The following is an 11,954-nucleotide window of genomic DNA, read 5'->3' as shown; positions in this document are numbered from 1 at the left end:
CCATGCCCTGCTTGTCACCAGCCGTTGCGCTGGCGACAAAGGCTTATCGGCCGTTTTTTCAAGGACTGGAGGGTAAACAGCGGTTAACGGGTGCGAAGTCCGTCAATAAAACCGAGAATCGCCGCACCAAGCTCGGCAGCCAGTGGCAAATTCGGGTCCTTGTACGAGGCCAGCTGCCGTTTCATGTCGTTGTGCACGATGCGCAGCACGTGGTTCATGCCTTCAATCACCACCAGTTGCGCATCCGGTTTGGCGGCCTTGAGCAGCTTCGCATCTTCGGTGCCGACCTGAATGTCATTGCTGCCCTGAACGATCAGCGCCGGCATCTGCAACTGCGCGAAGGCTTTGGCGGGGTCCTGGCGGAACAGCGAAATCAGGTACGGCTGCACGCTCGGGCGGAAAATCACCTGCAACGGTTGCGGCACATTGTCATCGGTGCGCCCGGCCTTGAGGCTGTCGAGCAGTTCATTGCTGCGCAGCATCAGCGGCGGCGGCAGGCTGCGCGCCAGTTGTTCGCGGATCACCTGATCGACCGGTCGAGCGCTGCCGGACAGGGAAATCACCGCCGCCGCATCAAGTTCCGGCGCGGCAAGGCTGGCGATCAGCGCACCTTCGCTGTGACCAAGCACGATCAGCGGGCCGAAACGCGGGTCGGCCTTGAGCTTCTGCCCCCACGCCACGGCATCCGCCGCGTAAGCCTCCACCGACAGATTGCGCTCGTCCGGCGTCGCGGCGAGGCTCGCGGCCACTCCGCGTTTGTCGTAACGCACGCTGGCGATGTTGTGTTTGGCCAGCACCCACGCCAGCCGTTTCAAGCTGTCGTTGCGCCCGCCGTCGGGGTTGTTGCCGTCACGATCGGTAGGACCGGAGCCGGAAATGATCAGGACAACCGGCACCGGGCTGTCAGACTTTGGCAGCAACAGTGAACCGAAAAGGTCGCCGCTGCCCGTAGTCAAAGTCATTGGCCGTTGCAGGACCGTCGCTTGGGCAAAGCCCGTGAACAGGGTAAGACTCAAGATCAAAACTCGCAGCATCATCACGCCATCATTCGCCAAGGTGCCGGTTGGACTCGCCAACACCGCCAAGGTTCGAGGATGAACTACTCGGTTAGCCTGCGTATACTGGCGCGCATCAAGAATTCGGGTTTGATTTCACGGAGCGTCCTGCATGTCCGGCAATACCTACGGCAAGTTGTTCACTGTCACCACCGCTGGCGAAAGCCATGGTCCGGCGTTGGTCGCCATTGTCGACGGCTGCCCGCCGGGCCTGGAGATTTCTCTGGAAGACCTGCAACGCGACCTCGATCGCCGCAAGCCGGGCACCAGCCGCCATACCACCCAGCGTCAGGAAGCCGATGAAGTCGAAATCCTCTCCGGCGTGTTCGAAGGACGCACCACCGGTTGCTCGATCGGCCTGTTGATCCGAAACACCGACCAGAAGTCCAAGGACTACTCGGCAATCAAGGATCTGTTCCGCCCGGCCCACGCCGACTACACCTACCATCACAAATACGGCGAGCGCGATTATCGCGGCGGCGGTCGCAGCTCGGCGCGCGAAACCGCGATGCGCGTGGCGGCCGGGGCGATTGCCAAGAAGTACCTGGCCAGCCAGGGCATCGTCATTCGTGGCTACATGAGCCAGCTCGGCCCGATCGAAATCCCGTTCAAGACCTGGGATTCGGTGGAAGAAAACGCCTTTTTCAGCCCCGACCCGGACAAGGTGCCGGAGCTGGAAGCCTACATGGACCAGTTGCGTCGCGATCAGGATTCGGTCGGGGCGAAGATCACAGTGGTCGCCGAAGGTGTGATGCCCGGCCTGGGCGAGCCGATTTTCGATCGTCTCGACGCCGAGCTGGCCCACGCGCTGATGAGCATCAACGCGGTGAAAGGCGTGGAAATCGGCGCCGGTTTCGCCTCGGTCGCCCAGCGCGGCACCGAGCACCGCGATGAAATGACTCCCGAAGGTTTTCTCAGCAACAACGCTGGCGGCATTCTCGGTGGTATCTCATCCGGTCAGCCGATCGTCGCGCATCTGGCGTTGAAGCCGACATCGAGCATTACTACCCCGGGCCGTTCGATCGACATTGACGGCAACCCGGTCGACGTGATCACCAAGGGCCGTCACGACCCGTGTGTCGGCATCCGTGCCACGCCGATTGCCGAGGCGATGATGGCCATCGTGCTGATGGATCACCTGCTGCGCCACCGCGGGCAGAACGCCGACGTGCGCGTGAGCACTCCGGTGCTGGGTCAGCTTTGATGGCTGACTCGTCGAGCGCCGCGGCCTGAGCGTGGCGGCGCTCCCGTACTGGCGGCTGTCCAGTTTCTATCTGTTCTATTTCGCCTTGCTCGGTTCGACGGCGCCGTTTCTGGCGCTATACTTCGATCATCTCGGCTTCAGCGCGGCGCGCATCGGCGAGCTGGTGGCAATCCCGATGTTGATGCGCTGCGTGGCGCCGAACATCTGGGGCTGGCTCGGTGACTACACCGGCAGGCGTCTGGCCATCGTGCGCTTTGGCGCGGTGTGCACGCTGCTGACTTTTTCGCTGATTTTCGTCAGCAAGAGCTACGCGTGGCTGGCGATGGTCATGGCCCTGCATGCGTTTTTCTGGCACGCGGTGCTGCCACAGTTCGAAGTCATCACCCTGGCGCACTTGCAGGGCCAGACTTCGCGCTACAGCCAGATCCGCCTGTGGGGCTCGATCGGTTTCATCATTACCGTGGTCGCGCTGGGCCGGCTGTTCGAATGGCTGAGCCTGGATATCTACCCGGCGGCGCTGGTGTTGATCATGGCCGGCATCGTCCTCAGCAGCCTGTGGGTGCCGAACGCGCAGCCGCCGCAAGGCAACCGGCCAGGCGGCGAGGGCTTTCTCAAGCAGTTGCGTAATCCCGGCGTGCTGGCGTTTTATGCTTGCGTGGCGCTGATGCAAATGAGCCACGGCCCGTATTACACCTTTCTGACCTTGCACCTTGAGCGACTCGGTTACAGTCGCGGCGTGATCGGCATGCTGTGGGCGGTGGGCGTGGTGGCCGAGGTGCTGATGTTCATGGCCATGAGCCGGATTCTGGCGCGGTTTTCCCTGCGTCGGGTGCTGATGGTGAGTTTTCTGCTGGCGGCGCTGCGTTGGGTGCTGCTGGGCACATTTGCCGAATTTCTCTGGGTGCTGCTGTTTGCCCAAGTACTGCATGCGGCAACTTTCGGCAGCTTTCACGCCGCTGCCATCGCGTTCGTGCAACGTAGCTTCGGCGCACGTCAACAAGGCCAGGGCCAGGCGCTGTATGCAGCGCTGGCCGGCACCGGCGGTGCGCTCGGCGCGCTGTATGCCGGCTATAGCTGGAACGCCCTTGGCGCGACATTGACGTTCAGTATTGCCAGTCTCGCGGCGCTCGCCGCGGCCGTTATCATTGCCACACGTATGCAAGAGGACAGGCCATGAGCCTTACCCGTGAACAACTCGCTCAGCAAATTGTCGACGCCGGGCGCTTTCTCTATGGTCGCGGCTGGTCGCCGGCCACCAGCAGCAATTATTCGACGCGCCTGTCGCCGAGCGAAGCGCTGCTGACGGTGTCGGGCAAGCACAAGGGCCAGTTGGGCGTGGACGATGTGCTCGCCACCGACCTCTCCGGCAACAGTCTGGAGCCGGGCAAAAAGCCCTCCGCTGAAACCCTGCTGCACACTCAGCTTTATAGCTGGCGCGCGGAAATCGGTGCGGTGCTGCACACCCATTCGGTGAATGCCACCGTGCTGTCGCGCCTGACGCCGCAAGACTTCATCGAGTTCGAAGACTACGAGCTGCAAAAAGCCTTCAGCGGCATCTCGACCCACGAATCACGGGTGCGGGTGCCGATTTTCGACAATGATCAGGACATTACGCGCCTCGCCGCCAAGGTGCAGCCTTGGCTCGACGCCCATCCCGATTGCGTCGGCTATCTGATCCGCGGCCACGGCCTGTACACTTGGGGCGCGCAGATGAGCGACGCACTGCGGCAGATCGAGGCCTTTGAATTTCTGTTTGAATGCGAGTTGAAAGCCCGCAGCGTCATGAACCGTCAGGGCTGACTGCACCGCAAGCCGCCCGTTTGCCTGATAAAACACTGCCCGACCGGTCTGCAAGAGCCGGACGGCAAGGCCGATACCGAGGAATTGCCCATGAGCAGCCTGTCCGTTTACCACGTTTCCAGCCCTGAGATTCCCAACAAGGTGCTGACCCATTTCGAAGACATCGCTTCGACCTTGGCCGAGCAGGGCGTGCGCTTCGACCGCTGGCAAGCCGCGGCGAAGATTCAGCCCGGTGCCAGCCAGGAAGAAGTGATCAGCGCGTATAAAGAGCAGATCGACCAACTGATGACCGAGCGTGGCTACATCACCGTCGATGTGATCAGCCTGAACAGCGATCATCCGCAAAAAGCCGAATTGCGCGCCAGGTTTCTCGAAGAGCATCGGCACGGCGAAGACGAAGTCAGATTTTTCGTTGCTGGCCGTGGCTTGTTTACCCTGCACATCGACGATTACGTCTATGCGGTGCTTTGCGAGAAGAACGATCTGATCTCGGTTCCGGCGGGCACCAAGCACTGGTTCGACATGGGCGAGCATCCGCACTTTGTGGCGATCCGTCTGTTCAACAACCCGGAAGGCTGGGTTGCCAATTTCACCGGCGAAGACATCGCCGGCCGCTTCCCGCGTCTGGAGGACTGAGCCTGTGTCGATCAAAGCCATCCTCACCGATATCGAAGGCACCACCAGCGCGGTCAGTTTCGTTTTCGACGTGCTGTTCCCGTACGCGGCCAAACATTTGCCAGACTTTGTGCGCCAGAACGCCGAGCGTGCCGATGTCGCCGAACAACTCGATGCCGTGCGCCGTGACAGCAACGAGCCGAACGCGGATATTGAACGGGTTGTTGAAATCCTCCTCGGCTGGATTGCCGAAGATCGCAAGGCCACGCCGCTCAAGGCCTTGCAGGGCATGGTCTGGGCCGAGGGGTATCACGCCGGGCAGTTGAAGGGGCATGTTTACGCGGATGCCGTTGAAGCTCTGCAACGTTGGCATCAAGCCGGTTATCAACTGTTTGTTTACTCATCCGGCTCGATTCAGGCGCAGAAGCTGATTTTCGGTTGCTCGGAGGCGGGGGATCTGACGCCGCTGTTCAGCGGTTACTTCGACACCACCTCGGGCGGCAAGCGCGAGGCGCAGTCCTACGCCAACATCCAGCAAGCGCTGGGCGTGGCGCCTGAGGAGATTCTGTTTCTTTCGGACATCGTCGAAGAACTGGACGCTGCGCAAGCTGCTGGCCTGCAGACCTGCGGCCTGGCGCGTGAAGGCGGGGAGCTGGGAAGCCACATCACGGTCGACAGCTTCACCGGCATCGAACCGGAAGCCTTCTAAATACACAGCTCAATGTGGAAGCCAGCAGGCTGGCCCACAGGGTTTTGTGGTGGATAAAAACAAACAGGCCGTGAAGCGCATGCTCCACGGCCTGTTTTTGTTTAAAGCAAATTACAGCGAGTGATACGTCGGCAAAGCAAAACGCTGCTGGCTCTGCAGCATTGCAATTTGCGGCAGCTCACTGGCTTGTTCGGCCAGATCACGACGGATCGCACTGATCGCCCACGACAGTTGGTCGCCAGCGTGGAGTTGCTGATACGAGAGTGCGCGTTTGAAGACTTTGCCGTCGCTGCTACGCAGAGTGAGCAGGATGCCACCGTCAGGACGTGGGGCAGTGCTGACTTCGTAGTTGGAGAAAAGCGATGTAAATTTTTCTTGAATCAGGCTCATGTCATCAGCTCCGTATGTACTTGAATGGCAAGCATGCATAGGAGGTTGCAGCGTTTGTGCCAGCATTACTCTTTTTAAAAATGCTTTAAAAACAATTGGTTGCGAAGATATCAATTTATGATCGTCGTGCAAACTGCATGAATGGCCATCGTGCATCCTGCATTTTGCGGGATTATTCCTGGCACCATGGAACCAAATGCCGGAGTGAAGATCCTCGCGGTGGCCGCGTGACCGGCGGATACAAAACATTGCAAAAACCGCGTGTACAGCCCGCGAAGCGCTGACGTATTTTCAAGCTCGACCCGCGTTCGAATGCGCCGGTTGCTTCAAGCCATGCCCGACAATAAAAACATCGGCCAGCCAAGGTCGAACGGGGAGCTTCCATGCGTCACGCGCCAAGCGACACGATTACCTGGGGCATGATGCTCCGCAAGCTGCCGATGATTGCCAAAGCCATCCCGCGGGTGGTCAAGGGCATGAAGGTGGCCAACGTCACGGACCCGACGCAGAGCTGTGGTCTTGGCTGGACGTTCGAACAAGCGACGCTGCGCAACCCCGACGGCCCGGCGTTGATGCAGGGCGATGTGCGGCTGACTTATGCGCAGGTCAATCAATGGGCCAATCGCATCGCCCACTATCTAAGCGGGCAGGGCATCGGCAAGGGCGACGTGGTCGCGGTGTTCATCGAGAACCGCCCGGAATTGCTGGTTACCATTCTGGCGCTGGCCAAGGTCGGCGCGGTCAGTGCCTTGCTCAATACCGCCCAGACCCGCGATACGCTGATTCACAGTATCAACCTGGTCGCTCCGGTGGCGATCGTGGTCGGCGAAGAGTTGCTGCCAGCCTTTGCCGCGGTCCGCGAGCACGTGTTGATTGCGGCGCAACGCACCTGGTTCGTGGCCGATCAGGACACCTTCAATCATCCGGGCATCGCGCCTGAAGGCCATATCAATCTGATCAGCGCCAGCGCCGATGCCAGCAGCGACAATCCGCCGAGCAGCCAGCAGATTTTCTGCAACGATCCGTGTTTCTACATCTACACCTCCGGCACCACCGGCCTGCCCAAGGCCGGGGTGTTCAAGCATGGGCGCTGGATGCGCAGCTCCGCCAGTTTCGGCATGATCGCGCTCGACATGAGCCCTGACGACGTCGTCTATTGCACCTTGCCGCTGTACCACGCCACCGGTCTTTGCGTGTGTTGGGGTTCGGCGGTCAACGGCGCCGCGGGTTTTGCGATCCGGCGCAAATTCAGCGCCAGTCAGTTCTGGAACGACGTGCGCCGCTATGGCGCGACCACCATCGGCTACGTCGGCGAGTTGTGCCGCTATCTGGTCGATCAACCGTTGAGTGCCGACGACAGTCGCCACGACGTACGCAAGATGATCGGCAATGGCTTGCGCCCGGGTGCCTGGGCCGAGTTCAAGAGCCGTTTTGCCGTTGAGCACATCTGCGAGCTATACGCGGCGAGCGACGGCAATATCGGCTTCACCAACGTGCTCAACTTCGACAACACCATCGGTTTCTCGCTAATGACCTGGGAACTGGTGGCCTACGATCACGACAGCGGTGAGCCGCTGCGCAGCGCCGATGGTTTCATGCGCAAGGTCGACAAGGGCGAGGAGGGGCTGTTGCTGGCGCGGATCGACGAAAAAGCCCCGCTGGACGGTTATACCGATCCGCAGAAGACTGCCCGGGTCGTGCTGCAAGACGTGTTCAACAAGGGTGACCGCTATTTCAACACCGGCGATCTGCTGCGCAATATCGGTTTCGGCCATGCGCAGTTTGTCGATCGCCTCGGTGACACCTATCGCTGGAAGGGCGAGAACGTCTCGACCACCGAGGTCGAAAATCTTCTGCTGCAACACCCGCACATCTCCGAGGCGGTGGCGTACGGCGTGGAAATCCCCAACACCAACGGCCGCGCCGGGATGGCGGCAATCACTCCAGCGGAATCTCTGGCGACGCTGGATTTCGCCGAGCTGCTGGGCTTCGCCCGCGAACGCCTGCCGCCCTATGCGGTGCCATTGTTCCTGCGGGTCAAAGTGAAAATGGAAACCACCGGCACCTTCAAATACCAGAAAACCCGCCTGAAGAATGAAGGCTTCGACCCTGGCCAAACGGGTGGCGATCCGATTTATGCGTGGCTACCCGGCACGCAGACTTACAGCCGAGTCACCGAGCAGGTGCTGGCGGAAATTCTCGAGGGCAAACACCGTTATTGATTTCGGCTATCGCTGCACTTTGGAAAAAGGGGGTGACAGTTTTCGTCTGCCTCTGGAAACTGTCGGCTTTCCGATTGACCGAAGTGGAGTTGCCCCATGTCCGACCAAAGCCGCCAGATGACCCCGGAAGAAGCTGCCGAATTCACCGAGCAGGTCTTCAACAAGGCGCGTGACGGTGATGCCCAAATGCTTGATCGCCTGGTGACGGCCGGTTTGCCGGTGAACCTGAAAAACAGCAAGGGCGACACCTTGCTGATGCTCGCCAGCTACTACGGCCATGTCGATGCCGTGAACGTGCTGCTCAAGCACAAGGCTGATCCGGAAATGCGCAATGGCAATGGCCAGAGCCCGATTGCCGGTGCCGCGTTCAAAGGCGATCTGGCGGTGGTCAAAGCGTTGGTTGAGGCGGGTGCCGAAATCGAAGGGTCGTCCTTTGATGGCCGTACTGCATTGATGATGGCGGCGATGTTCAATCGCGTGGAAATCGTCGACTACCTGATCAGCAAGGGCGCCGATCCCAAGGCCAAGGACGCCAATGGCGTCACCGCGCTGGACGCTGCACGCACCATGGGCGCGGTCGACACCACCGCGCAGCTTGAGAAGCTGTTGGGCTGAAATCCGCCCCGCCGGACTGTGGAGAAGCAGAGAATGCGCTATCCTGCGCGCCCTTGAAATCTCCCTTCGCCACAGGATCCGCCCTCATGAAAGCCGCACTCGTCGAACTCATCAGCAAAATCAGCTCCGGCTGCATGGGCGAGGACGAGATCCTGAAAGTGGCTGACGAAGCGGCGCAAGCCTACGCCGATGCCGACGCCTTTCTGACAGCCAACCCGGACGTCAACTACGACGACACTTTCCCGATTCCTTTGGGCGAATGGGTGGTGGTTGGCAGCCTGCCCGAAACCGTGTTGTTCCAGGCTGACAGCTACGTTGATCTGTTCGCGCAAATCGTCGCCTCGTTCGGCCCCGGTGTGGATTTCAACCTCAAGCCCAAGCAACTGGCCAAGACCGAAGCCTTGACCGCGCTCAATCGCATTCAGGTGCAGATGAGCAGCCTGAACAAGGAGAACGGCGGCTACACGCTGATGAACTTCAGTCAGTTGCTTGACGACGAACTGCAAATGGTACTGGTCTACGGCAACGACCTGCCGCGCGTACTGGAGTTGTGCAGCGAAGTCGGCATCAGCGCTGTACCGGCACTCGAAGCGTTGAAGGTCGCCGTTCACGTCTGATTCGCAATAAAACGGAACCCTGCGCCGGGCCGTCTATCCTAGAAGTGCATGCCACTATTCTGGAGCGACATTATGGGTTCCACGTTCAACGGTCTGATCGGCCTGATCATTCTTGCCCTCGACATCTGGGCCATCATTAATGTGCTGAAAAGCGGCGCGTCCACCGGAATGAAAATCGTCTGGGTGCTGCTGATCATCCTCCTGCCGGTGCTGGGCCTGATCATCTGGGCGATTGCCGGACCGCGGGGCAATGTGCGGGTCTGACCTGATTTTCGATCACACGGTCATCCCTGTGGGAGCGAGCCTGCTCGCGAAGACGTTGTGTCAGTCGCCATCCCCGGCAACTGATGCTCCGCTTTCGCGAGCAGGCTCACTCCTACAAAGGATTGTGCTCCGACGGTGAAGTGAGGTTCGACCTGTCATCTTCGGCAACGTAGAATGCGCGCCTTTCCCGGGCAATCGTCCCCCACGATTGGCGCCCGCGCATTTCATCGGAGCACTTGACCATGACCGTCACCAAAACCAGCGAGTACCTGGAAACCCTCTACGAAGGCTACGGCCAGCGTTTTCGCATGGAAAAACTGCTGCACGAAGTGCGCACCGAACACCAGCATCTGGTGATTTTCCAGAACCCGCGCATGGGCCGGGTGATGGCGCTGGACGGCGTGATCCAGACCACCGAAGCCGACGAATTCATCTACCACGAAATGCTCACTCACGTGCCGATCCTCGCCCATGGCAGCGCCAAACGTGTGCTGATCATCGGTGGCGGTGATGGCGGCATGCTGCGCGAAGTGACCAAGCACGCTGGCGTTGAACACATCACCATGGTCGAAATCGACGGCACCGTGGTCGACATGTGCAAAGAGTTTCTACCGAACCATTCCGCCGGCGCCTATGACGATCCACGCCTGAATCTGGTGATCGACGACGGCATGCGTTTCGTCGCCACCACCACGGAAAAATTCGACGTGATCATCTCCGACTCCACCGACCCGATCGGCCCGGGCGAAGTGCTGTTTTCGGAGAACTTCTATCAGGCCTGCCACCGCTGCCTCAACGAGGGCGGCATTCTGGTCACTCAGAACGGCACGCCGTTCATGCAGATCGACGAAGTGAAAACCACTGCCGGTCGCCTCAACAGCCTGTTCCCGGACTGGCATTTCTATCAAGCGGCGGTGCCGACCTACATCGGCGGTTCGATGACCTTCGCGTGGGGCTCGACCAACCCGGCCTACCGCAAACTCAGCCGTGAAACCCTGCAACAGCGTTTCATCGGCAGCGGCATCGTCACTCGCTACTACAACCCGGAAATCCACATCGGCGCGTTCGCCTTGCCACAATACGTGCTGCAGGCGATCAACAAGCCGGGCAATAACTGACACATCCCCGCGCCGTCCCTCTGTGGGAGCGAGCCTGCTCGCGAAAGCTGTGGATCAGACAGAAATATTTATCTGACACACCGCCTTCGCGAGCAGGCTCGCTCCCACACTGCGTTACGCGCTGTGTAATCCTTTTGAACCAACTATCGCGGCAAAACGTCCAGATAGAGGTAAGCCCATCTACGGGTTGATCGAGGAGGCACTGATGCAAAAGTGGAAAGTCACTTTCGTGGATGATCATGGTGAAATCGTTGATGAAATCTTCGAACGTGAGGAATGCCCGACCGACGATGAAGCCGCCCGGCTGATCAAGGAAAGGCTCCTTCCGGTGGCTGCCCAACTGGATCTGAACGATCTGGAAGGACGCACCGCCGATGCTGGCGTTAAAAACCTCAAGACCCAGAACGGCATCGAGATCCGCAGCATCACGCCAATCTGAACACTTCCTGTCATCTCGTAAACCAGGCCTTGGCAGCGCCGCTCTCTTGCGGCTACTCTGCAGGGGAGATCAGCGAATGGATCGCTAAGGTCTGGTCTTGTCAGCTACATGCTTGTTCCCGCGTACAACCGCAGCGTTGTCGACGTACTTAGGCCACAGGCCCGGGGCGGGAATACGGAAAGTCTATCCATCTATGCGAGGGGGACGATTCATGAGCACAGCCTATCAAGAAGACATCAGCAGCAATGTTCTGCGCCGCATGAAAGAAGGCGGTTTCGATTTTTCAAGATTTCATCCCATCGAGTTCTACGCCATTTTCCCGGACGAGGAGCGGGCGCGCAGGGCGGCAGGCAAGTTTCGCGGTGAATCCATCAATGCCCAGGTCAGTGCGCGCGATGACGGCGCCTGGTCGCTGGAACTGAGCAAGGTCATGTACGCGACCTATGACGATATCGGTGATTTCGAGCAGGGCTTCTCCGCCGTGGTCGAACCGCTGGGCGGCATCATCGAAGGTTGGGGCGTCAAGCAGGAGGTGCGCAACCGCCACCGTTTGAACTGATCGCTTGCAAGGCTTGTTGCGCAACGGCTGACCTTTGGGTCGGCCGTTGTCGTTTGTGCCCTGCGCATACGCTATGGCAAAACCCTGAAACAAGAATCCGGGGCAAAAAAAAGCCACCGGAGAGGGTGGCTAAAAGGGAAGAGCAATACGCACTGAAACCCTTGCGGGCTGCAGCAGGCGGGCTGCCGGAGCAGTCCAGGTCAGTTGAGCTGGCAGTTTCGCGAGGCGGTGGCCGGCGAGGTTTTGCAGCGAATGCGCGGATTATCCGTGCGCCGCGGCGGGCAGTGAAATCAGTTCTGACTATGCTGGTGATAGGCGCCGTGATGCGTCGCAATGAAGCGGGGACA

Annotated in this window: 14 protein-coding genes; 12 read left to right on the top strand and 2 right to left on the bottom strand. The window is 59.8% G+C overall.

Annotation, left to right across the window (positions count from 1 at the left end; genetic code table 11):
* Positions 1 to 83: 83 nt before the first annotated feature.
* Positions 84 to 1,037 carry an alpha/beta hydrolase gene (locus V6F91_RS01375; protein ID WP_332761778.1) on the bottom strand — a complete coding sequence of 318 codons (954 nt, stop codon included), beginning with the start codon at positions 1,035 to 1,037 and terminating at the stop codon, positions 84 to 86.
* 130 nt (positions 1,038 to 1,167) lie between these two features.
* Here V6F91_RS01375 and aroC point away from each other — a divergent pair, with 130 nt between their 5' ends.
* The 5 genes from aroC (at position 1,168) to mtnC (ending at position 5,383) form a co-directional block, all read left to right on the top strand.
* Entirely contained in the window at positions 1,168 to 2,259 is a 1,092-nt protein-coding gene (aroC, locus tag V6F91_RS01370) for a chorismate synthase (RefSeq protein ID WP_332761776.1), read from the top strand.
* Positions 2,260 to 2,290: 31 nt separating this feature from the next.
* Complete coding sequence (locus V6F91_RS01365; protein WP_332761774.1) at positions 2,291 to 3,436, top strand: MFS transporter; 1,146 nt, start codon at positions 2,291 to 2,293, stop codon at positions 3,434 to 3,436.
* Positions 3,433 to 4,059 (top strand): methylthioribulose 1-phosphate dehydratase, encoded by a 627-nt coding sequence (locus tag V6F91_RS01360; protein ID WP_332761772.1) that lies wholly within the window; start codon positions 3,433 to 3,435, stop codon positions 4,057 to 4,059. The genes V6F91_RS01365 and V6F91_RS01360 overlap by 4 nt, the downstream gene beginning before the upstream one ends.
* Before the next feature lie 90 nt (positions 4,060 to 4,149).
* Positions 4,150 to 4,695, top strand: a complete 546-nt coding sequence (locus V6F91_RS01355) for an acireductone dioxygenase (protein ID WP_332761770.1) — start codon at positions 4,150 to 4,152, stop codon at positions 4,693 to 4,695.
* Between the two features lie 4 nt (positions 4,696 to 4,699).
* The gene (gene mtnC / locus V6F91_RS01350) at positions 4,700 to 5,383 is read left to right on the top strand and encodes an acireductone synthase (RefSeq protein ID WP_332761768.1); all 684 of its coding nucleotides are present in this window, start codon (positions 4,700 to 4,702) and stop codon (positions 5,381 to 5,383) included.
* 111 nt (positions 5,384 to 5,494) lie between these two features.
* On the opposite strand, the gene V6F91_RS01345 is transcribed toward mtnC, so the two are convergent.
* On the bottom strand, positions 5,495 to 5,773 hold the full coding sequence (locus V6F91_RS01345) for a DUF3509 domain-containing protein (protein WP_016773780.1): 279 nt from the start codon (positions 5,771 to 5,773) through the stop codon (positions 5,495 to 5,497).
* A gap of 383 nt (positions 5,774 to 6,156) precedes the next feature.
* On the opposite strand from V6F91_RS01345, the gene V6F91_RS01340 reads away from it, so the two are divergent.
* The 7 genes from V6F91_RS01340 (at position 6,157) to V6F91_RS01310 (ending at position 11,607) form a co-directional block, all read left to right on the top strand.
* A complete protein-coding gene (locus tag V6F91_RS01340) occupies positions 6,157 to 7,995 on the top strand; it encodes a long-chain-acyl-CoA synthetase (protein ID WP_332761766.1) in 1,839 nt (612 codons plus the stop codon).
* A gap of 96 nt (positions 7,996 to 8,091) precedes the next feature.
* Positions 8,092 to 8,610, top strand: a complete 519-nt coding sequence (locus V6F91_RS01335) for an ankyrin repeat domain-containing protein (RefSeq protein WP_332761764.1) — start codon at positions 8,092 to 8,094, stop codon at positions 8,608 to 8,610.
* Positions 8,611 to 8,696: 86 nt separating this feature from the next.
* Positions 8,697 to 9,227 (top strand): hypothetical protein, encoded by a 531-nt coding sequence (locus tag V6F91_RS01330; protein WP_332761762.1) that lies wholly within the window; start codon positions 8,697 to 8,699, stop codon positions 9,225 to 9,227.
* A 72-nt stretch (positions 9,228 to 9,299) separates the two neighbouring features.
* Positions 9,300 to 9,491 carry a PLDc N-terminal domain-containing protein gene (locus V6F91_RS01325; protein WP_090282512.1) on the top strand — a complete coding sequence of 64 codons (192 nt, stop codon included), beginning with the start codon at positions 9,300 to 9,302 and terminating at the stop codon, positions 9,489 to 9,491.
* Positions 9,492 to 9,733: 242 nt separating this feature from the next.
* Positions 9,734 to 10,609: a polyamine aminopropyltransferase gene (gene speE / locus V6F91_RS01320; protein ID WP_090282513.1), complete on the top strand. Its 876-nt coding sequence runs from the start codon at positions 9,734 to 9,736 to the stop codon at positions 10,607 to 10,609.
* Between the two features lie 205 nt (positions 10,610 to 10,814).
* Positions 10,815 to 11,048, top strand: coding sequence for a hypothetical protein (locus V6F91_RS01315; protein WP_093103157.1), 234 nt, complete (start codon positions 10,815 to 10,817; stop codon positions 11,046 to 11,048).
* A 211-nt stretch (positions 11,049 to 11,259) separates the two neighbouring features.
* The gene (locus tag V6F91_RS01310; protein ID WP_007960698.1) at positions 11,260 to 11,607 is read left to right on the top strand and encodes a ribonuclease E inhibitor RraB; all 348 of its coding nucleotides are present in this window, start codon (positions 11,260 to 11,262) and stop codon (positions 11,605 to 11,607) included.
* Positions 11,608 to 11,954 lie beyond the last annotated feature (347 nt).

Source organism: Pseudomonas koreensis (genome assembly GCF_036668835.1).
GTDB classification, from domain to species: domain Bacteria; phylum Pseudomonadota; class Gammaproteobacteria; order Pseudomonadales; family Pseudomonadaceae; genus Aquipseudomonas; species Aquipseudomonas koreensis_I.
Note: the sequence above shows the minus strand (reverse complement) of the source record. Positions and strands in the feature narration are given on the sequence as shown.

Coding starts and splice junctions, on each gene's coding strand:
- V6F91_RS01375 (WP_332761778.1), bottom strand. CDS start 1,037: ATGATGCTGCGAGTTTTGATCTTGAGTCTTACCCTGTTCACGGGCTTT.
- aroC (WP_332761776.1), top strand. CDS start 1,168: ATGTCCGGCAATACCTACGGCAAGTTGTTCACTGTCACCACCGCTGGC.
- V6F91_RS01360 (WP_332761772.1), top strand. CDS start 3,433: ATGAGCCTTACCCGTGAACAACTCGCTCAGCAAATTGTCGACGCCGGG.
- V6F91_RS01355 (WP_332761770.1), top strand. CDS start 4,150: ATGAGCAGCCTGTCCGTTTACCACGTTTCCAGCCCTGAGATTCCCAAC.
- V6F91_RS01345 (WP_016773780.1), bottom strand. CDS start 5,773: ATGAGCCTGATTCAAGAAAAATTTACATCGCTTTTCTCCAACTACGAA.
- V6F91_RS01340 (WP_332761766.1), top strand. CDS start 6,157: ATGCGTCACGCGCCAAGCGACACGATTACCTGGGGCATGATGCTCCGC.
- V6F91_RS01335 (WP_332761764.1), top strand. CDS start 8,092: ATGTCCGACCAAAGCCGCCAGATGACCCCGGAAGAAGCTGCCGAATTC.
- V6F91_RS01330 (WP_332761762.1), top strand. CDS start 8,697: ATGAAAGCCGCACTCGTCGAACTCATCAGCAAAATCAGCTCCGGCTGC.
- V6F91_RS01325 (WP_090282512.1), top strand. CDS start 9,300: ATGGGTTCCACGTTCAACGGTCTGATCGGCCTGATCATTCTTGCCCTC.
- speE (WP_090282513.1), top strand. CDS start 9,734: ATGACCGTCACCAAAACCAGCGAGTACCTGGAAACCCTCTACGAAGGC.
- V6F91_RS01315 (WP_093103157.1), top strand. CDS start 10,815: ATGCAAAAGTGGAAAGTCACTTTCGTGGATGATCATGGTGAAATCGTT.
- V6F91_RS01310 (WP_007960698.1), top strand. CDS start 11,260: ATGAGCACAGCCTATCAAGAAGACATCAGCAGCAATGTTCTGCGCCGC.